The following is a 23,961-nucleotide window of genomic DNA, read 5'->3' on the forward strand; positions in this document are numbered from 1 at the left end:
GATCAGGCAATAAAAATATTTTTGTTTAAATACAAATTTTTGTGTTATAGAAAATATACAACAGTGTTGCAAAAGTAATCATTAGAACCAATGTTTCAGAAACAAAAATACTGGAATGCACCATTAGGCGCATTCCAGTATTTTTGTATATTCTTAAACGATTTATTAAGCATTTTGTTCTTTAGAACTGCTTACTTCTGTTTGTTTCTTTGCTAAACGCAACTCAAACTTGGAATTCATTTCTTCGTCTTCCCGAAGTTCTTCTCTGTTTTGATCAACAAGCTGTTCAAAATTTAACATCTTCGCTCGCATGTTATGCACTCCTTTTACCCTTGCTACCTTTAGTATAACCCAAAAATAATCAGAATAAACTTTTATTTTTCGAACATTTTGTGAAGTTTTTGACAAAACCATTTCATAAATGTGTAAAACTCATAACATTAAAGACCGAAGATACGGGCATATCCTCGGTCTTTAATGAGTTTCTCTGCGAACATGAATTCAATTCAGCTATTTTGAATAAAAGACTTCATCTGTGCAGCGGCTTTTTGCGGATTATCTGCCTTTGTAATTGCACTTCCCACAATAACAATATCCGGTTTCTCCCGGGCGACAGCAGCGATGGTATCCAAATTGATTCCGCCTGCCACTGCAGCTTCCATGTCATCAAAACCATTTAATAGTGAAAATAAATCAGAATTAAAAAGGTTCCCTTCAGCTTGCATATCTTTTCCAACATGAAGACTTACTAGATCAACACCAAGTTTATACAGCTCGTTTACCCTGTCACTGGAGTGGATGCCCAAAAGGTCAACCATTACCCGGTTACCCGTTTGACTGGCAGCATGCAGCATATCTTTAATCGTTGAATCTGCGGAAAAAGCCATTACCGATGTAATATCCGCACCGGCGTCAAACGCCTGCTGCGCTTCATGTTTTCCTGCGTCACAGGTTTTCATATCAGCGAAAATTGTTTTATCCGGATACCGTTCGCTTATTTCCCTGACAATGGCCATCCCGTATTCTTTGATAACCCCGGTACCTATTTCGATAATATCCATTTCTTTTTCTGCATCGTTCAGAACACGCATACATTCATCCTTGGTTAACCGGTCTAATGCAAGCTGCAATTTCATCTGATCATCCCTTCCTTACCTTTCAATCCGCTCTTTTTCACCGAGCTGTTCCTGTACATCTTCATAATAGGGCAGCCCCTCATTGTCACCAGCTACACGGACAACCATGGATCCGATTGTATTCGCAAATTGTAATGTTTTATCTAATGTCCAGTTGTGCAAGAAGCCATATAGTATACCTGCATTAAAGCCGTCTCCCGCACCAACTGTATCGACCACCTTTGATGCTTTGACCGGGGCCGCTTCCACGATCTTTCCATCATGATAGCCGACAGCACCATTCTCCCCCTGTTTAATGGCCACGTATGAAATACATGATTCCTTTGCCTTTTCAATAATACGCACAGGATCTGTTTCGCCCATTATGATATCCATTTCTTCTTGTCCGGCAAGCAAAATATCGACGTGCGGCAGAATCTTTGACAATACTTGTTTCGCTTCTGCTTTACTCCACAAACGCAAACGAATATTTGGATCGAACGAAATTTTCAAGCCGTGTTTTTTTGCTAAATGAATGGACCGATTCAGGATTGCAACATTTTTCGGATCAACTGCGGCAAAAACTCCGGTTATATGCAAAATCTTCGCCTGCTGAAAATATTCCTCATTTAAATCTTCTTCCGTCATCGTCAATGTCGGTGACTTATCCCTGTAGTAAAACGTTCGTACAGCACCATCTTCCATGATTTCCTTAAAATTTAATGAGGTCGGATATCCTTCCACAAGTTGAACTTCGGACACATCAATTCCTTCACCGCGCACAAATGTTTTGATGTATTTTCCGAATTCATCATTTCCCAGTCTGCTGATCCAGCCAGCTTTAAGACCCAGTCTGGAACAGCCAATGGCCAGATTTAATTCTGCTCCCCCGACCTTTTTTTCAAACGTATTTACAAATTTCATCGGTCCTGTTGTTCCGGGATCAAACGTAATCATTGCTTCCCCGATTGTAATTACATCATTCACGCCAATACCACCAATCATCCTTTTTAGTATCACCTATCATTTCAACTTTTCCATTTTGTCCGATCATTGCCTGATCGGTCATCCCGATAAATAAACCCGTCTCCACAACGCCTGCCATCGATTTCAATGTGTCATGCAGACTCTCGGGATTGACCATTTTACCAAAGCTGCAATCCAAAATATAATTTCCATTATCCGAAACGAACACGCGATTTTCCTCTTTTCGCAATTTCGGTTCAGCACCATACGCAGCAATCTGTTTTTTCGTCATTTCCCAGCCAAACGGGACAACTTCAATGGGCAGAGGGAAACTACCCAGTTGTTGTACCATTTTAGATTGATCAGCTATAATGATTAATTTTTCAGCTGCAGCATCGATGATTTTTTCCCGTACAAGGGATCCCCCTCCGCCTTTTAACAGATTCAATTGGCCGTCTATTTCGTCCGCACCATCAATGGCAAGGTCAACAGTTGCAGTTTTGGAAAAATCGGTTAACGGAATGCCATGCTTCCTGGCCAATGATTCTGTTTTTACAGAAGTTGGTATTCCTTTTATATTCAGTCCGTCTTTTACCAATGCGCCAAGCCTTTTCAGCATCCATTCAGCGGTTGAGCCGGAACCCAAGCCAACTGTCATTCCATCTTTCACATAATCCGTTGCCGCCTCAGCAGCGAGCTTCTTATCATTGCCTTTGACAGACAACTTCATCACCCTTTCACCAAATCCTCACGCTAAAACAAGCCTGGATTTATAATTTTTGGAATATAAAATGCAATATCCGGCAGGAATGCGATAAACAGCAGAACCACCACAATAATTGCTATATAAGGTATGACGGCTACGAACGATCTTTCTATGGACATATTTCCAATTTTCGCCGCAAGTAATAAGCATAAGCCATAAGGTGGTGTAATCAGCCCGACTGCCAGGGTAATCACAACAATTAAACCAAGGTGCACAGGGTCAATTCCGAATTCCAAAGCGGCCGGCAAAATAACAGGGACAAACAAAATCATTGCTGGAATGGCATCCATAAACGTGCCGACAAATAAGAAGAAGGCAATTATGATGATAAGAAACAACCATTTTTGACCAACATTATTTGTAAAGAAATCCTGTGCGATGCTGCCTAATTGATAATAACTCATCAATTCGCCAAGTGCACTTGCAGCTGCCAATGCAAATAATGAAAGCGAGCTTAACGCCAATGTGTCCATTAATATCTTTGGCAAATCTTTTATTTTTAATGTTTTATAATAAAACATACAGACAATTAACGTATACAATGATGCTACCGCAGCAGCTTCTGTTGCGGTGAAAAACCCGGTAATAATCCCGCCAATAATAATAATCGGTGTAAACAAAGCTGGAATAGACTGTCCAAATAGCGTTGCTAATTTTTTAAACTCTACCCGTGCAGATTTTGGGTAATTTCGTTTCACTGCAATAAAATAGACAAAAATCATCATACTTAAGCCAATTAATACACCCGGTATTATTCCACCGAGAAACAAGGCTCCAATGGAAGCATTTGTTAATCCGGCAAAGATGATCATCGGTATACTGGGAGGAATGACAACACCTATTGTTGAAGATGCTGCTGTAATGCCCACCGCAGTTTCTTTGTCATATCCTTTCTTCTGCATACTTGGAATCAGGATTTTCCCTACCCCGGCCGTGTCAGCCTGGGAAGCACCTGAAACACCTGCAAACATCATCGAAACTAACACGTTTGCATGTGCCAATCCCCCGCGAACCGGTCCCACAATTGCCAATGATAAATCAATCAGCTTTTCGGAGATCTTCCCTGAATTCATTAAATTGGCCGCTAGAATAAATAGTGGTACGGCCAGCAGAACAAAAGAATCCAGTCCATTTAACATTTTCATCGGCACCGTCGCCTCAGGGGTATATGGCATATCAACTATACCAATCAATGCAACAATTGCAATTACAAATGCAATCGGTATCCCGATAAGCATTAAAACGATAAATAGTCCGATCAATAAGAATCCCATTATTTATGTACCCCCTTTGCCTTTAATGAATTGAAATGATCCATTAAATGTGCCAGCGAATAAATAACCATTGTTCCGGCCATAATCGGAATTGCTATCCAAATATAGCCCATTTTCATTTCCGGGATGGACACCCATGTATAGTTCCAAAACTCATTCACAACCTGTAACCCAAGTATAAAAATGGCAACATTAAACAAAATCAATACGACATCATTAAAAATAGATAAGGAGATTTTTTTCTTTCCTTGTAATTTTTTTAATAGAAAATCAAAGTTAAAATGTTCACGGCGATTCACCATAACAGCAGCTCCCATAAAAATGGACCATATGAAAGCGTATTTCGAAACCTCCGTCGTCCAGATCAGCGAAATTCCCATGTGCCTCGTTATAATTTGCAGCATGATTACCACAAAGAAGATGCACAAGAAAACTATTCCGACCGTAATTTGTACTTTTTCAAGGGCTTGAACAAAACGTTTCACTTTCTACCCCTCCCCGATTATTTTAATTCTCTTATTTTTTGCAGCATGTCAACAACCCCAATTTCTTTTGCAAATTTCTCTTGAATGGGTTTCGCTATTTCAATAAAAGGCTGCCGATTGATTTGATTCACAACTGCACCATCTTGAATTGCCTGTTTTTTATATTTCTCTTCCTGTTTCCGTGTTACCTTCCGTTCCTTCTTAACTGACGCTTTTGCAGCTTGCAGGATAACCTTTTGATGTTCTTCAGAATACTTATCAAATTTCTCACCGTTAATTAACATAAATCTTGTTGTATAATCATGCCCTGTCTCCGTTATATATTTTCCGTTCGGTGTCGTATGATGGGCTTGCTGGACAAAAAACGGATAAGCATTTTCTGCTGAATCAACCACATCCTGCTGCAGTGCCTGATAAAGCTCTCCCCAGGCAACAGATGTCGGAACTGCTCCTGCTTGCTCCCAGAATTCTGCTACAACACCGGATGTCTGTGTTCGGATTGTCATACCTTCCAAGTCTTCAATCGATTTCAATGGTTTCTTTCCATAGAAATGCCTGACACCCGCTGTCCAATAACCTAATAACTTAAAGGAATTATTTGACTTTTCATTCAACATATTGGCCATCTTTTCCCCGACTTTTCCATCAACAACTTTTAACCAATGCTCATAGTCTTCAAATAAATACGGTGTGGAGAAAAAACCAATTTCTTCAATACCGGTCTGCGTCATAAATCCCGGTGATGCAACAACTACATCAACTGCTCCCAATTGAAGCTTTTCCACCAGTTCTGATTCTTCCGTGCCAAGTGTTCCGGCATGTACTTCCACTTCGATCGATCCATTTGATTCTCTTTCCGCCACCTCTTTGAATTTTAATAATCCTGCTTGATATGGACTATCAGGTGACGTCTGATTATGTGCTGCAATTATTTTTATCTTTCCATCTCCATCAGCATCAACTTGATCCGAGCAAGAAGTCAAAATGGCGGCAGATGCTATCAAAATTAAAATGAAAGCGCATTTAATTTTACGCATGATTACGAACTCCCCTCTCTATTGCCAAAATCATTCACCGTTCACCCAGTTTTGCAACAACGTTTTTCGCGTTGGCTGTTAATTGTTGATAGTCTTCATTTATTTGCAATTTTTTTGCGTTTACCAGACTGCTGCCAAGTCCTGCTGCCGCAGCCCCTTCAGCAAAATAGTCATTCATGTTTTCTATCGTTATACCTCCAGTCACCATTGCCTGTACATGTGGAAGCGGCCCTAAAATATTTTTAATATAATCAGGTCCGAATGTATTTGCTGGAAAGATCTTCACCATTTTTGCTCCGTGCTCATATGCGGTCAAAATTTCCGTTGGCGTCATAACGCCAGGGATATTCAATACATTGTACCGGTTTGTGAATGCCAGGATGTCTATGTTTAACGCAGGTGAGACGACAAATTTCGCACCGGCCGCCAGCGTTTTTTGCGCCGTTTCAGGATCTAAAACGGTGCCAGCTCCAATACATACTTCGTTTCCCATATGGTTTACCGCTGTTTCAATCACGCCTTCTGCATTCGGGGTCTCCGCAGTAATCTCTGCTATTTTCACGCCTCCTGCAGCTAACGCTTCAAGAATTGGTACAATCGATTGCTTATCAGCATGACGTATAACCGCCACTATCTTTTGTTCGAGTATCATTTCCATTGGTGTCATCCAATCACCTCCCTATTCCAAGTTTGCATGTTTTTGAACCAGGTCTGAACTTTCATTACGCTCCGGAAATTGCTGCAGGAGATAAACAACTATTGCGTCCAATAGCAAGTGTGCAGATTGGTCAAATTGACTCCCAAGCGGTTGAATGGTTTCCGGTTCTGATGGAAGGCGTTTCTTTGTCGCTGCCGGAATCCTCAAAGTGCAGTCACTAAGCGTTCCAATCGGTGACGCTTCATTCGTTGTAAGCAGAACAACTCTGGCATCAATTTCTTTTGCTTTTGTCGCGTATTGTTTTAACGTAGCCGTGCTTCCGGATCCTGAAATAATAAGCAATACATCATCTGATGCAATACTTGGCGTTATGGACTCTCCAACGACATACACATGAAAACCTATATGCATTAGCCTTATCGCAAACATTTTTCCAACGGCTCCTGACCGTCCAGTCCCGGCAATAAAAATTTGTCTTGCCTCTTGCAGTTCTTTTGCTGCTTTCACTGCCTGATCAGTATCCACCTGATCAAGTACTTCTGTTACCTCGTTAACCACTGTATCTGTTATGTTTTTCAATTTAGTTCCTCCCTTTTGTTTTAGCAGGATTCCCGTGTAATAAGTGTCGGCTCAAACCTGTATATTCCAAAAACTTCTTCATTGCTTTTATCCCTGATTAAACTTAATAATAATTCTGCTGCCTTCTTCCCCATCTGAAATGCCGGCTGGGCTATTGTAGTTAGGGAGGGGGTATAAATTCCTGCGAACGACACATCATCAATACCTATCAAGGCGATATCTTTTGGAATAGCAAGATGATGTTTTTTCGTATATGCTAAAACCTCCAGTAAAACCCGATCATTCGATGCCACAATTGCTTCAGGGGGACTGGCTTGCGTTAGCATGTTATGAATTTTATCTGCTAATTCCGTTAATTCCCCGCTTACCAGGAGATTGGGGTTTAATGGTATTCCGTTTTTTTCCAATGCCTGTTTGTATCCATCCATTCTTTCTAATCTTGGGGTTACACATGTATGAATGGGAGGAGAAATCATTCCGATTTTTCGGTACCCTCTCTCCACCAGTTGACCAACAGCAAGTGATGATGCCTTTACATTATCGGTCATAATAGTTGGGATTTGTACATCTTTCAGAATTCTATCCATAAACACAACAGGAAACTTAGCATCTATTAATTTTTTGTACAGCTCAACATTCCCGCCGGTAGGAAAAGCAATTATTCCATCCACCTGTTTAGCACGCAGCATGTCGATATAACGCTTCTCTTTTACAGGATCGTCATCTGCATTGCAGACAATAATTTGAAAATCCGATTCATTGCAATAATCTTCAATCGCCCGAATCACCTGCGTGGAAAACACGTGAAGAATATTCGCAACAATTACTCCAATCGTCTTCGTGGACTTTTGCTTCAAACTTCTTGCTACTATATTGGGACTGTAACCCAATTCCTCAATTGCCTTTTCAATTTTCCCCTTTGTTTCCGCTCCCATATAATCGTAGCGCTTATTTAAAAATTGGGACACGGTACTCTTTGAAACGCCAGCATGCTTTGCGACATCAGCCATCGTTATCGTTTTCATCGTATTACTCCCATATTTACTTATTCTCATTTCACTAAATCGGTTTACTAAATCGATTTAGTGAAAGTATAAAATAAATGAAAACGTTTTACAAGGGGGGATCCAAATTTTATTTTTTTACTGCAAAGAAGGATTTCTCCCCATGTTTCAGACAAACGGTTTTCAGCAAAGAGCTGCATCCTGTTAAAGATGCAGCTCTTTAAAATAATAGTTTCATTCTCCAAGTGATTCTACTTTCAATAAACACCTTCCTTGTGCAGGTAATTTATATTTTCCAGGGCCTCTTTCGTTTCCCAAAGAATCGCTTGTGAATACTTTTTCTGTTCACCATTAAGCTGGTCACGGAAGTATTGCCGTATCTGTGTTTCCCCTATTAATCTGGGAACATTTTGATTGTCAGACAGGTCAATTACACCATCTGAACCTTTATCGGAGGAATAACCAAAATACACAATTGGCGTAATAAAATTTGTTCTGCCAAACTGTTCATAAATATAGTCCCTCAATGTATATGCCGTTGTCATAACCTGTTGTATTGGATCGCCATAAGATTTGATTATGATTTTTCTTTCATCATATTCCTGATCCGGGACAAACACCAGCGTATGTTTTTTCCGTGATGACCGATTTCGCGATGTCATCATATCTGCAATGAATGAAAACGATCCGGCATTTTCCTCTGTCAAACCATGAACGATTTTCCCTTGCCAGTACTTGGTTTCCACGACATAAATGCCGGTTGGCAACAATATCAAATGATCAATTTGACGCGTTTTTAAATTCCCGTTTTCCTCAAAAGGTATATAGAGATTGGGTAATATAAACATGTCATCATCAGAAATAATGCCTTCCCGGACCAGTTCACTTTTCAATTGCTCCAAAATTTGATGCGTGATAATTTCGCCGGCATTCCGGGAATACCGTTGTAAATCGGTTATATTTTTATTCAATTTGCCAATATGTTGATTAAGGGTTTGTATATCCCTTAAGTAATACTGTTCAAGTTCAGCCGTTTTCTCCAGCCATTCATTTTCCTGGTCATGATAGGAAGATCTGAAATCTTCTTCTGCTGCGGCAATCTCCAGCTGGTGCTTTTTCATTGTTTTTGCTTCTCGTTTATTTGTGCTTTTTTTTAAACGGAAAATGTACCAGACACATCCGATTAAACCGATACATAAAATACCTATCGCAATATTGTAAAGCATATGCACCCACCCTATGTTAATGGTACGTATTTCAATAGTAACAAATTGATCACAGTGAAACTAGTAGCTTTTTCCAACAGCAGCATATTATTGTTTTACTGCTGTGAACAAAACAGTTACCCGTACTATTCATTTCCCATCATTCGTTTTTTAAAAACCGTATACGATGGAAGCGGGCGCTTTCGTGTCCAGCAATGGCACCATTATCTAAAACTGGAAATCGCTCGCTTTACAGGGATAAGGAATCTGTCCCTAGGCCCGGTTTAAGATTCGTTTTTGCGGATAGACTAAGGGGAAAAATCGGAAAGGTCGGTTTTATGGAACTGGACATCACCTGGATGGGTTTTATCATGCTGATACTGGCCAGCTATCGCCTGACACATCTGATTGTTTTCGACAAAATAACGGAATTTATCCGCAAACCGTTTTTAACAACGAAAAAAATCACCGCGACTGAAACAAAGGCAGTTCCCAAATCCAAAGTCGGCTATCTCCTTACTTGTTACTGGTGCACAGGAATCTGGAGTGCCATCTTATTAGGGCTGACCTACTTGTGGATTCCATATATAGCCAAGTATTTTATCTTGATTCTAGCCATCGCCGGCGGTCAGGCCATCCTTGAATCATTTGTCGGTGTAAACATAAAGCGGACTGCTTTGTATGCCGAGGAAACAGAGGAATTACAATAAAAAAAGGGCAGATAAACAACACGACACACGAGCGCCCGGATCTGATTCAGCAGTCTGGTCACCGGGCGATTTTAAAGTGTTATTCATTTATTTCCTGTACATCAAAAGAGATAATCCGGTCATTTGCTGCATTATAGACAACTGTACCACGCACTTTCACCCGTTCCTGTGGTGACTCCAGGATATAATCGTATGTTTCCCGAATTTGATTCCCGGCCAATTGTGTCTCACCGCTTTTATCGTATTCCAAAACATTATAATTCGGATACCCGACCTGGACTACTTCAAGCAAATATTTTCCCCATTCCTGTGCTTCCAGTTCGGGGACAGGGGTTATCTCCACATTAATTATTCCCTGACTCGGATTTGCACCGAGTGCGGTGAATGCCAGCCTATGCAAATTAATCCGGTTCGGCGGATAACCACGTACTTCATCAACAACGGTAACAATTATCTCACGTTGCGGGATAGCCGGATTTGATACTTTCAGTGATTGACCACATTTAAATGGGGCGTTCGGACTTACCGCGACGGTCATATACTGGTTCGCCGACCAGGGTATACCGCATTTTGTAACTGGTCCGCCTTCCGTCCATGTGGCCTGCCCCTGGATGGTTTGCTGTCGATGCGAAAACACCGGATAGCTCTGCGGATATCCATTGTAAGGCATTCTGTGTTGGGGATGGGGTCCTTGGCCTCCATTTGCATACCAATTCATCATTTGTTTACCTCCTGTCTGGTTATATAGCCTGCTGTTACCATATGCACATGGGAGGTTGGCCTGTGATGTTGGTTTTTTCGCGGGCGGTTGATGTTTCTCTTTTGCGGTTGATATTCGTCCCTTTGCGGTTGATGTTTCTCTTTTGCGGTTGATATTCGTCCCTTTGCGGTTGATGTTTCTCTTTTGCGGTTGATATTCGTCCCTTTGCGGTTGATGTTTCTCTTTTGCGGTCGATGTTTGCCCCTTTGCGGTTGATGTTTCGTCGCGGGCGGTTGATGTTCCTCTTTTGCGGTTGATGTTTGCCCCTTTGCCGTTGATGTTTCCTCGCGGGCGGTTGATGTTCCTCTTTTGCGGTCGATGTTTGCCCCTTTGCCGTTGATGTTTCGCCCCGGGCGGTTGATGTTCCTCTTTTGCGGTCGATGTTTACCACTTTGCCGTTGATGTTTCGTCCCGGGCGGTTGATGTTCCTCTTTTGCGGTCGATGTTTACCACTTTGCCGTTGATGTTTCGCCCCGGGCGGTTGATGTTCCTCTTTTGCGGTCGATGTTTGCCCCTTTGCGGTTGATGTTTCGTCCCGGGCGGTTGATGTTCCTCTTTTGCGGTTGATGTTTACTCCTTTGCGGTTGATGTTTCGCCCCGGGCGGTTGATGTTTCGCCCCGGGCGGTTGATGTTTCTCTTTTGCGGTTGATGTTTACCCTCTTGCGGTCGATGTTTACCACTTTGCCGTTGATGTTCCTCTTTTGCGGTTGATGTTTGCCCCTTTGCCGTTGATGTTTCCTCCCAGGCGGTCAATATTTTCCTTGTCTAAAACAAAAATTCACTCAGGAACAAAATCAGAACAATCCTTATAGGAACGGGGCGGAATCAAATGCCGCCCTGTTAATTTTTTCAGTTCATTTCAGGTCCACGAAATTCTTATTTAGGCCGGCGTTTTTTAGCATCCAGTAATCTGGCGAGTCTTTCTTCCCTGCTTTCATCACCACCCGACTGACTGTTCGCGGACTTTTTAGCCGATTCCGGTCTTTTCGTTTTTTCTTTTGATGAGCTACTTTTTATTGAATTAGGCCGGTGTCCGGTCCCCCGTTTCTTCTGCTTCGGTTGAAAATTGGCTTTTTTCGTTGATGCTTGTTTTAATTGACTCAGCTGTGCAGACCTTTTTTCTGTACCGTCACTTTTCTTATTCTGCTTGTTTTTAAAACTGATTTTATTTAAAAAAGCAAAATTAATACGGAACCGTCGTACTGCCACGTCTATCATAAATAAAACCAAAGCCATGGCCAGCAGCAGATAAAACAAATGCTGCCGATTGTAATGGGGAGGCATGCCCTCTGGTGAAAAAACATTGTCCGGATTTTCAAGGACCTGTCCGCCACCCGCTTCGGCTATTTTTTTAATTTTGTTTTCATTCGTGGGTGTGAATGTGTATTCCTGTGAATATGGAACGACGATCCCCGTCTTGAACGAGCCGACAACTTTTTCGTTTTGCCGCTCCGTAATTTGCAGAAAGTATACACCGGATTCATTTGCCTTAAATGTTCCTTGATACTTTCCCGGGGCTTTTGGTTGTACATTGAAGTCGACTTTTTCTCCTGTTTCACTTACTAAATTGACGTTTAAGTCAGCCGGCTTATTATCTGCAGCCGTTATATCAAGCGTGACCTGATTTCCTTCTATCTTTTTTGATACAAGATAGGATTGCTTTTCATATTGTGGAAACGTCCAGGTAACAATGTCATTCCATAACGGTGCCCAATTTTTCCATTTTGGCCAATCACCTGCCCATTTTCCTGATAAGTCCGACGTCCAGGCAACGGTTTTGCCCAGACCATATTGCCACCTGGCCAGGACAGGATCACCTTTATCACTCGTTAAAATCTGCTGTGCCCGATTTTTTGGAGTTGTGGCAATATAAGCATTCATCTTCGGGACGCCATTTTCAAAATATGCTCCTAATCCAAAACCGCCTGCAAGCTTTGGATAAAACGGATCATCTTCAATATAGGTTCTTGTAACCAAAGCTGTTTCTCTGGATAAAATGGTTGGGATATTGGAGTTGTTTTGCACCTGATAAAAACGACCGCCTCCCAGCTGCGCCATTTCTTCCAACAACGGGCCATCTGCTCCCATACCAATCGCTACCGTTGATAACGTTATCCCGTTTTCACTTGCTTCTTTAATCATTTGCCGATAGTTGAGACTTGTCGCTGACTGTCCATCCGTCAGCAGAATGATGTGCTTCCGCTTTAATTCCAGGGGTTCTATTTGGGAATACGCCTGGGATAAAGGTGTGAAAATATCGGTTCCGCCGCTTGCTGTTATCGAACGAATTTTCTTTAATACTTCTTCCTTATCTTTGATTGGACCAAGTTCAACCACTTGCCATGGTGTTGAATCAAAGGCCATTACCCCAAGTGTATCTTTTTCCCGCAGCAGCTCAACTGACCGGGCAGCTGCTTCACGTGCCATGGCGATTTTATTTCCCATCATGCTTCCTGACTTATCAAGCACAATGTACAGTCCTAATGATGGCAATTCCTTTTTACCCTTGAGGTCCATATTAACCGGCAGCAATCGCTCAATCGGTGTTTTAAAATAACCGCCAACACCAAACGATTGGTCACCACCTGTCATAACGAAACCAACGCCAAAGTCTTTTACCGCCCGTTCAATGACTTCCATTTGCTTTTTTGTCGCCATATGTGCGGACACATTGCTGAAAATAATCGAGTCATACGTCAAATAACTGCTTAACTGTCCCGGCAACAATTCGGGCTGGATGGTTTCCACTTGCACTGCTGAAGCATCGAGTGCTTTTTCCAGGTTGGCTGCTGCCCCGTTTTTTCCTTCAACAATGAGAACGCGCGGCAGACCTTTCGTTTCGGCAAATGCTGATAACTGATTGTTTTCGATGACCTGATCATCGTCACTGACTATTTCCGCATTAAACGTATGAAATCCGTCAGTTGAAATTAATGGATGAAAGGACAATTGATTGGTACCTTTGTTCAGGTCAACGGTTTGATCAATGATTGGTTCACCATCCATCGTAATACGGACTTGGCCAGTTGTATCAACGGTGCTGTCTATCTTCAGGGAAATGGCTGCTTGTTCTCCTAAATATATATTTTCCGGTACATCAAAGGAGGAAATGGCAACATCATCCTTGTAAACCGATGAAAAAGGTACAACGTCCACAACATAGCCCCGTCTGTTCAAATAACTTGCCTGTCTGACTGCATCATTCATATTTTCGTTGCCATCGGTCATTAAAACAACCCGGCCCTTATCATCCGGTGAAAATAAACTCCCAGCCAGCTGTAATCCGGAAGCCAGGTTTGTGTAGGAACGGTTTATTTCAGTCTGGAAATCCTGGATACCGTCTGCCCGTTCAGATAAAGGAATTTCAACTGCAGCTTTTCGACCGGTAGACACAATTCCTGCCTCATCTTCCGAGGTTTTATCATCGATTGCGTTGTTTACTTGTTCCAACATACGGTCTTCGTTATCTGCCATACTGTGTGACCGGTCCACAACAAAGACGGTCGCCACCTGCTGAATCGGCCAACGTAATTGCACCCCTGCCAACGCAAGGATGATCAGTGTAAAAATAATTGTCCTTAGTGCCGTCAACACTATTTTTCTCCCACCGCCCAGCAGCGTATCAGATCGCCAGTATAAATAAATAACGACAGCCATCGGAATAAATACGAGAAACCATAAGGGATTATCGACTTGAAATGCCACGCCGATACACCTCCCACTCGATAAACAAAATAAACAAAGCGATCACTGCAAAAATACCCCAGATTTCTTGCTTGGATAATGTTGAAGTATCTTCATTTTGTCCGGTATCAATGGAAAACGATTTGGATGATACGGCAGTCCGTTCCTCATTGTCCAACTGAACGACAAAATTACGAAACAACGATCCTGTTGCTGTTTTTTCATGAAGTTGATAGATTCCCGGTTTCATTGGCATTGTTACTTCTGACTTTCCAAGATCAAGCTGCTTTATATCCTCACCATCCAACTTTTCGATTATCGCTTCATCTGTTGCGGTTGATAGTTTAATTGCTGCCGTTTCCTGTGGTTGATAGTAGCCGAGTGATTTTCCACTGCCTGCCAGTTCATCAATACTGTTTGCCAGCATAATTGGAAATCCCGGCTGAAGCGGCCAATCCGAATCATTCAAGTCAAATGCAAATAACATCAACGGGGACTTCTTGTACATCCCTTTACCGATAATGACCTGATCCCCGCTTTGAACAAGTGGATCCACCCCGTTCCAATCGCCAATCGGCAATGCCTGTCCTAAATAAACATTACTGACATCAGTATAGGTTAACACCGGGGCATCCTTTACTTGCTTTAATCCGTAATCCAATTCAACTTTTTCTTTCACATCAAACGGTCCTCCCGCAGAAGGCGAAAAAATCAGTTTCGGTCCGGCCGGCCATTGATCTGCTTCAATTCCGGATAAAAGGTAAACGGCATTAGGCTTCTGTTCCGGAAAAGAGTAATTTCCATTTTCATCGTTTGGCACGCTTGTTACCTGCATTCCTGCTGACAAAAGTGCCTGCTCAATAAACGGATTAACCTCTCCCGCTAAATAAACAGCGGGAGATTGCTGTTTTGGCAATAACGCATACATCACATTGTCCAAGGGGTAAGCATCATCGCCTGTTTTTACCTGGTAGTAATCATGAATTGGTAAATTCGTAAGGTTAAACGTTTGTTGTTCATTTGCCGGTACTTTTTTTGTTAACTGTTTCAGTGTATTCGCATCATTATTGACTGATAGTGTAACATCAGCAGCCTCTGATGATTCATTTTTCACCGTTACAATTGCAGAAACCTGATTGCCGGATTGTTTAACACCAAACGCCTGGATTGATATATTTTTTTGTAATGCTCCTCCGTTATGAACCATAATTGGATTAGAAAACGATTGATCAGAAATGCTTTCCTTTTCGAGATTGTCTGTGAAGACATGTATCTCCCCTGTACCCTGTTGAATTAGTGATTGTGCCAACTGCAGACTGTCGCTTACATTCTCATGCTGATAGGTCACCTGCAATGCTTCAATTTTCTCGCGGACAGCAGCGTGATCTGTCTGATTCGATGCAAGCAGGACAGGGTCTTTTTTGGCATGGACGACACTGACCTTTTGCTCATTTCCCAACTGATCAATTAATTCCAGTGCCTGTTGTTTTGCATCGACAAATCGGCTTTTCCCATCCTGTTCGGCCATCATGGTTGCGGAAGAATCAAGGACGATAACCAGATGATCCCCATGTACCTCCTCACCGACGATGAATGGTCTGGTCAATGCAAAAATCAGAAACAGCAGAATGAAAAGCTGCAGCAACAGTAATAAGTTTTTCTGCAGTTTGTTCCACCAACGATCTGATTCCCATTCCCGGAGTGTCCGTTCCCATAGATAAATAGATGATATCGTTTGCTGCTCATATTGTTTCTTAAAAAAATAGAATACAAGTAAAATTGGAATAGCACTTAAAAACCAGAAGGAAATCGGTGCCAGAAACCCCATGCCTTCACCTCCCTATCCAGCCTTTACGTAATAGTGATGAAAAAATAGTTTCTTCCAGGCTATTGGCAGTAGAACAGGAAACCAGATCCATCCCGCGCTTTTGGCAAAATGATTGGATGGTTTCCAAATGTTTGTCAAATAACTGCTTGTAATCGTTCATAACTTTCGGCGACATCGATACTTCACGACGTCCAGCCGTTTCGATATCAACAAGCTGGAGATCGCCTATGTAGTCGGGATAAGCCTCTTCCGGCAATAAAACTTGAACAAGCAATACCTGTTGACGCCGTGCCTGCATCTTCTTTAATGCGGAAAACAAATCAGCCGGGTCATCTAAAAAATCGCTTATTAATACCGTAAGACTCCCTTTTCTGCCTTGGTTTGCCTGCTTAATCAGCTGCCGGCCAAATCGTACGTCACCAGTCGCTAAAGAGGTTTCCTGAATAAAATCAATGACTTTATTCGTCATCGCCCTCCCTTTTGTATACGGATAAGCGTTAGAAGGAGAACCAACTGGTATAAAGCTTAACCGGTCAGCGTTTGTCAACGTTAAAAAAGTGAATACAGCAGCAAGCTGCTTTGCCCGCTCCCACTTTTCATCCTTGACCCCCATTGATTTGGTACAGTCCAAATAGACAGAAACCGAAAGCTCCTGTTCGTCCAAAAAACGCTTTACATAATACTTCTGTGTTCTTGCATATGTATTCCAGTCAATCTGCCTAAGGTCATCTCCAGGGTTATACAGCCGGTAATCAGAAAATTCAAGGGAAGACCCCTGTCGCTGTGACCGCCGTTCACCCTTGTGCCCCCCTCGGACAATTCGTTTGGAGGTAAGTTTGAAATTAGCCAGGCGCTTTGACAGGACTGGTGATAGGAGCGTACCCATCGGTTCACAACCTTTCATCAGGAGTGTGCTTTATTACGTCATTTCCGGGCCTTTGAAACATCCTCTTCCACAGCCTCAAGCAATTCTGTAATCAGCTGATCCTTGTCGACCTGTTCAGCCTCACCTTCAAAGTTTAAAAACAGACGATGGCGCAGCACCGAACATGCAACCTTTTTGATGTCTCCCTTTGACACGTTATACCGTCCATCAAATAATGCCCGTACCTTTGCAATGGCGATTAAACTCTGCAGCCCCCTTGGACCCGAACCATAATGAACATATTTTTTCACCCCGTCTGGTGCATGCTTATAATCCGGATGCGTCGCCATTGTAACGTTAACGGCATAATCCAATACATTATCCGCCACCAGCAGCTGTTTTGCCAATTGCTGGGCATGAACAACGAAGGATGCATCGACAAGTTTTTCCAACGCTTGCACAACCGCTCCTGTTGTCCGGACCGCTATTTCCTTTAGATCTTCGCGGGTTGGATAAGCGACATCAATCTTCATAATGAACCGGTCCATTTGTGCTTCCGGTAATGGATATGTTCCTTCTAATTCAATCGGGTTTTGCGTGGCAAGCACAAAGAACGGCTCTGGCAATGGATGCATTTCGCCCATTACGGTAACGGTTCGCTCACCCATCGCTTCAAGCAGCGCACTTTGGGTTTTCGGTGTGGCCCGGTTAATTTCATCCGCTAAAACAATATTGGAAAAAAGCGGCCCTTGATGAAAAACGAATGACTGTCCACCTTGCTCGTTTGGCTGAATCATATTCGTTCCGGTAATATCTGTCGGCATTAAATCCGGGGTGAACTGTACACGGGAGAACTGCAGATCCATCACTTCAGAAATTTTGCGTACGACCATCGTTTTCCCAAGACCGGGAAGCCCTTCCAGCAAAACATGACCCCCGGCAAATATTCCCCAGAGAAGCTGTTCAACCACATCATGCTGCCCAACGATAAAGCGGCTGATTTCTGCTTTAACGGATTCCATTCGTTCCTTTACTTCGATCAATTCTTGTTCCTGTAATTCCATATTAATTCGCTCCTTTTTCCGGCTCTATATCGGAAAAGTAACCTTTGATTATTTTTTGCAGATGGTCCGGATAATCATTTCGTTCTAAAGCCTCGCGATACGTATTTTTATAGTGCTGATAAATCTCATCATAGGAGCGCACTTCCCCTGGGAGAATTGGCGCGTTTGGAGCAATTTGCTGTTCACTTGGCCCTGATCCCGATTTCCCTGTATCCACTTCCCGGTTTTGCTGACCATCCAGTTTTTTAGGAACGGTCAGATTACGATTGCCTTTACCTAAACCGGCACCATTGCCACCACTTCCTGAACCAGAGCCAGATCCGGTGTCGCTTCCACTCCCAGACCCTGTTCCCGAACCTGAACCACTGCCGCTCCCGGAGCCTGATCCGCTGCCTGACCCGGAACTGGTCCCGGATCCAGAACTGTTCCCGGAACCAGCTCCCGATTGCTCCTGCTGTCCACTCTTACCCGATTGTCCACTTGTTCCCGATGAATTGCCTGAAGAAGAAGCGCCGCTGGAGAATGTAAGCGAACCGGGTGTTCCGAGTCCGGCTGATGCCAGTTGTTGGTTCATGTTTCTGGCAAGCTGCTGTAATTCCTTTTGTGCCGCGGCAAGCTTGGACGTATTCCCGGCAGTTTCAGCTAGGTTCTTCAGTTGCTTTTCCATCTTGGACATTAACTGTTCAAGCTGTTCCTTGGATAATTTCCCTTCTGCCAGGACTTCACTGTCCATTCCCATCGTTTTAGCTGTGGATTGCAGCTTTTCCTTTAGGGATTGCAATTCTTTTTCGCTCAAATTGTCTAATTGTTCCTTCAGCATTGCCATTTGTTTTTCCATTTGGCTTGGATTCTTTTGAGTAATCGCGTTTGCCAGACTGTTCAGCCCTTTTTTCTTCAACGCTTTGGCAGCCTGATCCAATTGCTTCTGGCTTTGTTGTGATTGCTGCTTCAATTCGTTCAGCTGCTTTTCCGCCTGCAGCATATCTTCCTTCATTTCCCCGGCTTTCTTTTCTTTTTTCACTTCATCAAGGAGCTGATCCAGTTGTTCATCTGCTTTTTCGCCTACTTGTTCCTTATGCTTTTCAGTAAATTGTTCAACCTTATCCTGGTTTTCACTTATAATTTCCTGTTCCTTTTCCTTGTCTGTTGCAGTTTCCATGGAATCGCTTGGAAAAAGAACCCCAAGATATACAAGCAGCAACAGGCTTAAGAAAACAGCTGATTTTCTCCACTGAAACCAGCCCGCTTTCTCCTGTTTAATGGCGGGTAAGACGTGCTTCATTTTTTTCAGGGTATCTTTTCGCTGCAGCTCGGCAATAGCAGATGTTTCACCCATAAAATGAAATGATGTCATCACCCGGTCATCCAATCCCTGTTGGTCAAATTTCTTTGCCGCATTAAGGTTATCCGGTTTTTTCAAAAGAAAATAAATGAGAAAACCAGCAATAACCAGACCAATCGTAACCACAATTTTAGTATCCAAATAAAGAATGACGAAAAAACGACCGGCTGCAATCCACAACAGCGAAAGCCCAGCACATGTCAGGAGGGCGGTATATAAAATTTGAACCGCAGACTGCAGCCACAGTTTTCGTTTCACTTCTGTCAGCAACCGGAAAAACTGATCCTTCTGCTTCATATACTACTCCTTCTCCGTTTCCTTTTTCTTCACCCTTGTACCGGGACGCAGCTTGCTGACTGCAACGAATAACGCCACCAGCGCAAGTGCAAGGTAAGCCAGCGTGAACCCTATCCAAAGCGGCCAGTCAATCCCTAGCTGCTGAAACTGATACGTGAACATATACATGTCAAACGAAGCGAGCATCGCCGCCGCCGGATTAAACATCAATACCAGATACGGTAAAAAATTATTATTGGTACCGGTTCCCATTTGTCCTTGGGATGCCCCAAAGATTAATTGCATCAAAAGAAAAAACAGAATAAACGTTCCCACGACTAGGAACAGCATAAATCCGTAAGTGGTGATTGTGGATACGATTGTTTTCTTAAGAAGCGTCGAAAACATGATTCCAATACTTCCTATTGTCAGCATCGTTAATAACTGATATCCGAATGCAACGAGTACCATCTGCGGTGAAACGCCGCCATACAGGAAAACAATACTGTAAAAGGGTAAAGAAGCAACTAACATTAACGTTAAAAACAAAAGGGAAGAAAACAACTTACTCAAGATAATCGATGTTGATGATTGCTGGGTTGTCAGCATAATATTCAGGGTTTGCTTTTCCCTCTCCCCGCTGATCGAACCTGCTGTCAATCCGGGAGTAATAAAGACGATTAAACCAAGCTGCCCCATTGAAAGCAGCATAAATAAATTTTTACTGTCGGAAGCTGTAAAACTATCACGGGTAAACTGTGTTTCCACATAGATAAATGCCAGACAAACCGCACCGCAAACAAGCAGAAACAAGAATATACCTAAAAAGTTTTTGAATGACCGAAACCTCAGTTTTACTTCCTTATTTAACACCGGGTTAATAAGTAATGCCTGCAGCCGACTCATTTACTCACCCCCCTTGGTAATTTCCATGAAGATGTCTTCCAGATTCGTTTGTTTTTGCGAAAGCGTTAAGATAGGAATCCCATTGCCGACAGCTTTTTTCAACAATGCCACCTGTTCATCATCCGTCCCCTGATACGACAGTTGCAGTTGTTGGGCATCCTGTTCGCTTCGGTCAATCTCAAGAACATTCGGATCATCTTCAAAAAAAGAAATAGCCTGCTCAACTTTTTCATGAACCGTGACCAACAACACTTTTTGCGCCTGCAGCTGGCTTTCAATCTGATTGACATTCCCATTAGCAATCAGTTGACCATTTTCAATAACCCCTAATTCATCACAGAGCTCAGACAGCTCCGGAAGAATATGTGATGAAATAATGATTGTCTTATCCATATTTTTCAGTTCCCGTAATATACCTCTCATTTCAACCCGTGCACGAGGATCAAGCCCTGAAGCAGGTTCATCCAATATTAAAACTTCCGGATCATGGATTAATGCCCTTGCCAGGCAAAGGCGCTGCTTCATCCCCCTTGACAATAAATCAACATAGGCATCGGTTTTGTCCGTCAAATTGACAAGTTCCAGTAACTGCGGAATGATTGTTTTTCTTTCGGCACTTGGAATATGATAACTGGCACCATAAAAATCTAAATATTCATGTACCTTAAACTGATCGTAAACACCAAAGAAATCAGGGACATACCCAATATGTTTCCGGACCTGCTTCGGATCCTTGGTCACGTCAAAACCGTTTATATATGCAGTGCCGCTGCTCGGTGCCAATAGCGTTGCCAAAATGGAAAAGGTCGTTGATTTCCCGGCACCATTTGGACCAACAAACCCAAACACGGTACCTTTATCGATCGTCAAGTTAAGATGATTAAGTGCTGTAAATGAACCATATTGTTTTGTTAAATTCAAAATCTCAATCATGGGTTTATCACTCCTTCCACCGTAACAGCCGGAACTTCGATTGGACCGTCTGCAGATGAACTTACCTTCAACACAATCTGATTATTATGAAGATATTTTTTGTCTGCCTTTTGGTTAAATGAAGCCACATTTTGATCTACCGTATCGTAGGAATCATTTTTTGCGTTATACAAAGAAAACGTTAAACCGTTCCGCCGACTTTTAATATTGATACGCAATTCGTTTAATTGAAATGAACGGTCACTTAATGTTTCCGGAAGATCATACGTTAACAGATATGAACCCGAGCTTGCTTCAAAAAACTGCTCACCTTGTCTCGTGCCGTTATGATAAATTTGACCCGATTCAACCGAAACCTTTGGCACGTTAATTTCCGATGTAAGTGAACTGGTATCCTTTTCGGGCAATTGAATCGCTGCCGGTTGCATAAACAGGTGAAGATTATTCTGAACGGTTTCATCCCCGTTTACCGTTACCGGATACAGTGATTCATCCGTAAACCCAATAATCATTGGTGTATTACGGCTGCTGTCTTTGTAATTTCGAATTGCATTGGATAGAAGCGCGGCCTTCTTTTGTTCATCACTCTGCTGCCCCAGTTGACCGGGGCGACCAAATAATTGATAGGCAGCCTGGTTTGTTGGTTTTTGGAAAAACGTCTTATTTTTCACATCGAAATTTACTTTTTTTGTTTCGCCGGCAGCCAACCCGCCAATTTTATGATAATCGTTTCCGCTGATCAGATAGATTTCCTGAAAATCATAGTCAAAGTTATTCGTGATTTTGCCGGAAATTTCACCGTTACCATGCGTTAAGTTTGACGCGAATTGACCATACTTCTTCACAGGATACTCAACTTCCACACTTCGAGGTGACCAAAATTCAACATTCCGGAATTGAACCGTTGCTTTGTTTCCACTTGCTTCAATCATAGGTAAATCTGAATACGACTGCTGCTGTGACGGTGCACGGAAACGTCTTTCACCAGGAAATGGATCAAACGCATTGTTGACTGATAATGTATAGGAGCCGGAACCTTTGGACAACAAAGCGATAGCCCCTTCACCACTGCCCAGCCCCTGTTCATTTACGGAAATCACAGACATCAGATTCGTCTTCACAGCGCCGCCCCGATCCTTAGCGCCTACTGTATATAATCCAACACTTGAAACAATCGCCAGCACAGGAATGACAATCCAAGCCCACTCCCGTTTATCCATCCGCTTTAAAACAAAGTACAGAACAGGGAGTATCACCAGTAAGTAGGCTGCAAATACCAGGACAAGTGTTGAAACGTTAAAATTCGCCAAGCTCTGAAAAGTTCTGACAATATTCCCTAAATCTTCACCCGGATATACATTTCTGCTATTCATTCCTGGATTTTGACGATTGCCGTCTCCAATTTGCTGCCATAACGGATCGTTGCCTTTCCAATCTGCCAGTGCCGGATGGCCAATATCAAAGGTAAATTGGGTAATATCGCCTTTCCCGATATTCTTCTCAACAACTAACGGAATGGAGCCGTCTTTATATATGACAGCAGCATCCTTATCGATTTTACCCTTGAACAATTCCAAGTTATTTGCCTGAATCGGCTTTTTATACAGATCTTTAAAGCCTTGAATTTTTTGGACGGTTTTTTTTCCAGTGATGGTTACCGGCAATATATCTGCAAGTGTGCCAAGCTGCTGCTTTAATCCGGGTTCACTGCCCGTTGCAATCGATCCGCCATTCCGCACCCAATTTTTTATCGCCTCTTGCTTCTGTTCAGGCAATTCAGCAACCGAATAATCGTTGATAACAAGTAAATCAAGGGCGTCCAGCCCCCCTGAATCTTCCGGGATATCGCTTGCCTCAAGCGTTATAACTTCCGGATTATTTCCATAAAACGATGTTAATTTTAAGTAATTCAAACTGTCCGGCCGATCAGAAAGCACGCCAATCACCAGTTTGTTCGGAGGTAAGTATGTTGGGGTCACTTCCAGACTGGTATCAATCGGCACCTCATGACCATCTTCCCAGTCACCCGCATACAAATGAAATTGCTGGCTATTTTGATTAGGTCTTGGCCCAAACCTATTCATTTCCTGCATCGCCGGTAATGCGAAAGAAATGCTTTTTGTTGTTCCGGTTGCAATGTCAATAGGTATGACTTTGTTGCCAGCCGGTAAGGTAACGACGAGATCTCCCGTAAATTCTTCTTGTTTGTTCGTAATCGTTAATGTGACAGGAAAACCTTCAGACCTCTTCGCTTTTCCGTTTAAACCTGCTTCCACCTTTATTTCCAATCTGTCCTGCTCGTCGGCATGTGCAGTATATGTATAATCAATCCCCAAAAGCGTAAAAATCAGCACAAATAGTCCGACGATTATTATGTGTCTTTTCATCGTCTTCCCCCTTGCTTCCATGACAATAACTCCCTGCTAATTCAAATATTACAAATCTACAAAAATTGTAACATAATCATGGATAACTTTGGGATTTTCCTTGGCTGTTTTTAAAA

At 42.6% G+C, this 23,961-nt stretch carries 22 protein-coding genes; 1 reads left to right on the forward strand and 21 read right to left on the reverse strand.

Going from position 1 to position 23,961, the window contains the following annotated elements; translation table 11 throughout:
- Positions 1 to 165 precede the first annotated feature (165 nt).
- From ABD010_RS17880 to ABD010_RS17930, 11 genes are all read right to left on the reverse strand, one after another.
- Entirely contained in the window at positions 166 to 312 is a 147-nt protein-coding gene (locus tag ABD010_RS17880) for an FbpB family small basic protein (RefSeq protein ID WP_343816230.1), read from the reverse strand.
- Positions 313 to 506: 194 nt separating this feature from the next.
- Positions 507 to 1,136, reverse strand: a complete 630-nt coding sequence (hxlA, locus tag ABD010_RS17885) for a 3-hexulose-6-phosphate synthase (protein ID WP_343816232.1) — start codon at positions 1,134 to 1,136, stop codon at positions 507 to 509.
- Between the two features lie 15 nt (positions 1,137 to 1,151).
- Positions 1,152 to 2,102, reverse strand: a complete 951-nt coding sequence (locus ABD010_RS17890; protein WP_343816235.1) for a sugar kinase — start codon at positions 2,100 to 2,102, stop codon at positions 1,152 to 1,154.
- Positions 2,095 to 2,811, reverse strand: coding sequence for a ribose-5-phosphate isomerase RpiA (rpiA, locus tag ABD010_RS17895; protein ID WP_343816238.1), 717 nt, complete (start codon positions 2,809 to 2,811; stop codon positions 2,095 to 2,097). Before rpiA ends, ABD010_RS17890 begins: the two co-directional genes overlap by 8 nt.
- A gap of 23 nt (positions 2,812 to 2,834) precedes the next feature.
- The gene (locus tag ABD010_RS17900; protein ID WP_343816241.1) at positions 2,835 to 4,121 is read right to left on the reverse strand and encodes a TRAP transporter large permease; all 1,287 of its coding nucleotides are present in this window, start codon (positions 4,119 to 4,121) and stop codon (positions 2,835 to 2,837) included.
- Positions 4,121 to 4,606 (reverse strand): TRAP transporter small permease, encoded by a 486-nt coding sequence (locus tag ABD010_RS17905; RefSeq protein ID WP_343816244.1) that lies wholly within the window; start codon positions 4,604 to 4,606, stop codon positions 4,121 to 4,123. Before ABD010_RS17905 ends, ABD010_RS17900 begins: the two co-directional genes overlap by 1 nt.
- 17 nt (positions 4,607 to 4,623) lie before the next feature.
- Entirely contained in the window at positions 4,624 to 5,643 is a 1,020-nt protein-coding gene (locus tag ABD010_RS17910) for a TRAP transporter substrate-binding protein (RefSeq protein WP_343816247.1), read from the reverse strand.
- 34 nt (positions 5,644 to 5,677) lie between these two features.
- Positions 5,678 to 6,310 (reverse strand): bifunctional 4-hydroxy-2-oxoglutarate aldolase/2-dehydro-3-deoxy-phosphogluconate aldolase, encoded by a 633-nt coding sequence (locus tag ABD010_RS17915; protein WP_343816250.1) that lies wholly within the window; start codon positions 6,308 to 6,310, stop codon positions 5,678 to 5,680.
- A gap of 12 nt (positions 6,311 to 6,322) precedes the next feature.
- Positions 6,323 to 6,880: a 6-phospho-3-hexuloisomerase gene (hxlB, locus tag ABD010_RS17920; protein WP_343816253.1), complete on the reverse strand. Its 558-nt coding sequence runs from the start codon at positions 6,878 to 6,880 to the stop codon at positions 6,323 to 6,325.
- A 20-nt stretch (positions 6,881 to 6,900) separates the two neighbouring features.
- Positions 6,901 to 7,905: a LacI family DNA-binding transcriptional regulator gene (locus ABD010_RS17925; RefSeq protein ID WP_343816256.1), complete on the reverse strand. Its 1,005-nt coding sequence runs from the start codon at positions 7,903 to 7,905 to the stop codon at positions 6,901 to 6,903.
- 236 nt (positions 7,906 to 8,141) lie between these two features.
- A complete protein-coding gene (locus ABD010_RS17930; protein ID WP_343816259.1) occupies positions 8,142 to 9,110 on the reverse strand; it encodes a nuclease-related domain-containing protein in 969 nt (322 codons plus the stop codon).
- 317 nt (positions 9,111 to 9,427) lie between these two features.
- Here ABD010_RS17930 and ABD010_RS17935 point away from each other — a divergent pair, with 317 nt between their 5' ends.
- Positions 9,428 to 9,799, forward strand: a complete 372-nt coding sequence (locus ABD010_RS17935; protein ID WP_343816263.1) for a DUF1360 domain-containing protein — start codon at positions 9,428 to 9,430, stop codon at positions 9,797 to 9,799.
- Positions 9,800 to 9,878: 79 nt separating this feature from the next.
- On the opposite strand, the gene ABD010_RS17940 is transcribed toward ABD010_RS17935, so the two are convergent.
- From ABD010_RS17940 to ABD010_RS17985, 10 genes are all read right to left on the reverse strand, one after another.
- Complete coding sequence (locus tag ABD010_RS17940) at positions 9,879 to 10,520, reverse strand: DUF3889 domain-containing protein (protein WP_343816265.1); 642 nt, start codon at positions 10,518 to 10,520, stop codon at positions 9,879 to 9,881.
- 34 nt (positions 10,521 to 10,554) lie between these two features.
- Complete coding sequence (locus ABD010_RS17945) at positions 10,555 to 11,313, reverse strand: hypothetical protein (protein WP_343816267.1); 759 nt, start codon at positions 11,311 to 11,313, stop codon at positions 10,555 to 10,557.
- Between the two features lie 123 nt (positions 11,314 to 11,436).
- Entirely contained in the window at positions 11,437 to 14,265 is a 2,829-nt protein-coding gene (locus ABD010_RS17950) for a VWA domain-containing protein (RefSeq protein ID WP_343816270.1), read from the reverse strand.
- Positions 14,246 to 16,072, reverse strand: coding sequence for a vWA domain-containing protein (locus tag ABD010_RS17955; RefSeq protein ID WP_343816273.1), 1,827 nt, complete (start codon positions 16,070 to 16,072; stop codon positions 14,246 to 14,248). Before ABD010_RS17955 ends, ABD010_RS17950 begins: the two co-directional genes overlap by 20 nt.
- Positions 16,073 to 16,076: 4 nt before the next feature.
- Positions 16,077 to 16,958 carry a DUF58 domain-containing protein gene (locus tag ABD010_RS17960; RefSeq protein WP_343816275.1) on the reverse strand — a complete coding sequence of 294 codons (882 nt, stop codon included), beginning with the start codon at positions 16,956 to 16,958 and terminating at the stop codon, positions 16,077 to 16,079.
- Between the two features lie 38 nt (positions 16,959 to 16,996).
- Entirely contained in the window at positions 16,997 to 18,001 is a 1,005-nt protein-coding gene (locus ABD010_RS17965) for an AAA family ATPase (protein ID WP_343816277.1), read from the reverse strand.
- A 1-nt stretch (position 18,002) separates the two neighbouring features.
- Positions 18,003 to 19,640, reverse strand: coding sequence for a hypothetical protein (locus ABD010_RS17970; RefSeq protein ID WP_343816280.1), 1,638 nt, complete (start codon positions 19,638 to 19,640; stop codon positions 18,003 to 18,005).
- Positions 19,641 to 19,643: 3 nt separating this feature from the next.
- Complete coding sequence (locus ABD010_RS17975; protein ID WP_343816283.1) at positions 19,644 to 20,525, reverse strand: ABC transporter permease; 882 nt, start codon at positions 20,523 to 20,525, stop codon at positions 19,644 to 19,646.
- Entirely contained in the window at positions 20,526 to 21,458 is a 933-nt protein-coding gene (locus ABD010_RS17980; RefSeq protein ID WP_343816284.1) for an ABC transporter ATP-binding protein, read from the reverse strand.
- Positions 21,455 to 23,845, reverse strand: a complete 2,391-nt coding sequence (locus tag ABD010_RS17985) for a hypothetical protein (protein WP_343816286.1) — start codon at positions 23,843 to 23,845, stop codon at positions 21,455 to 21,457. Before ABD010_RS17985 ends, ABD010_RS17980 begins: the two co-directional genes overlap by 4 nt.
- Between the last annotated feature and the right edge of the window lie 116 nt (positions 23,846 to 23,961).

Origin of the sequence: Virgibacillus siamensis (assembly GCF_039522605.1) — a bacterium.
In the GTDB taxonomy this organism is placed as follows: Bacteria; Bacillota; Bacilli; order Bacillales; family Amphibacillaceae; genus Lentibacillus; species Lentibacillus siamensis.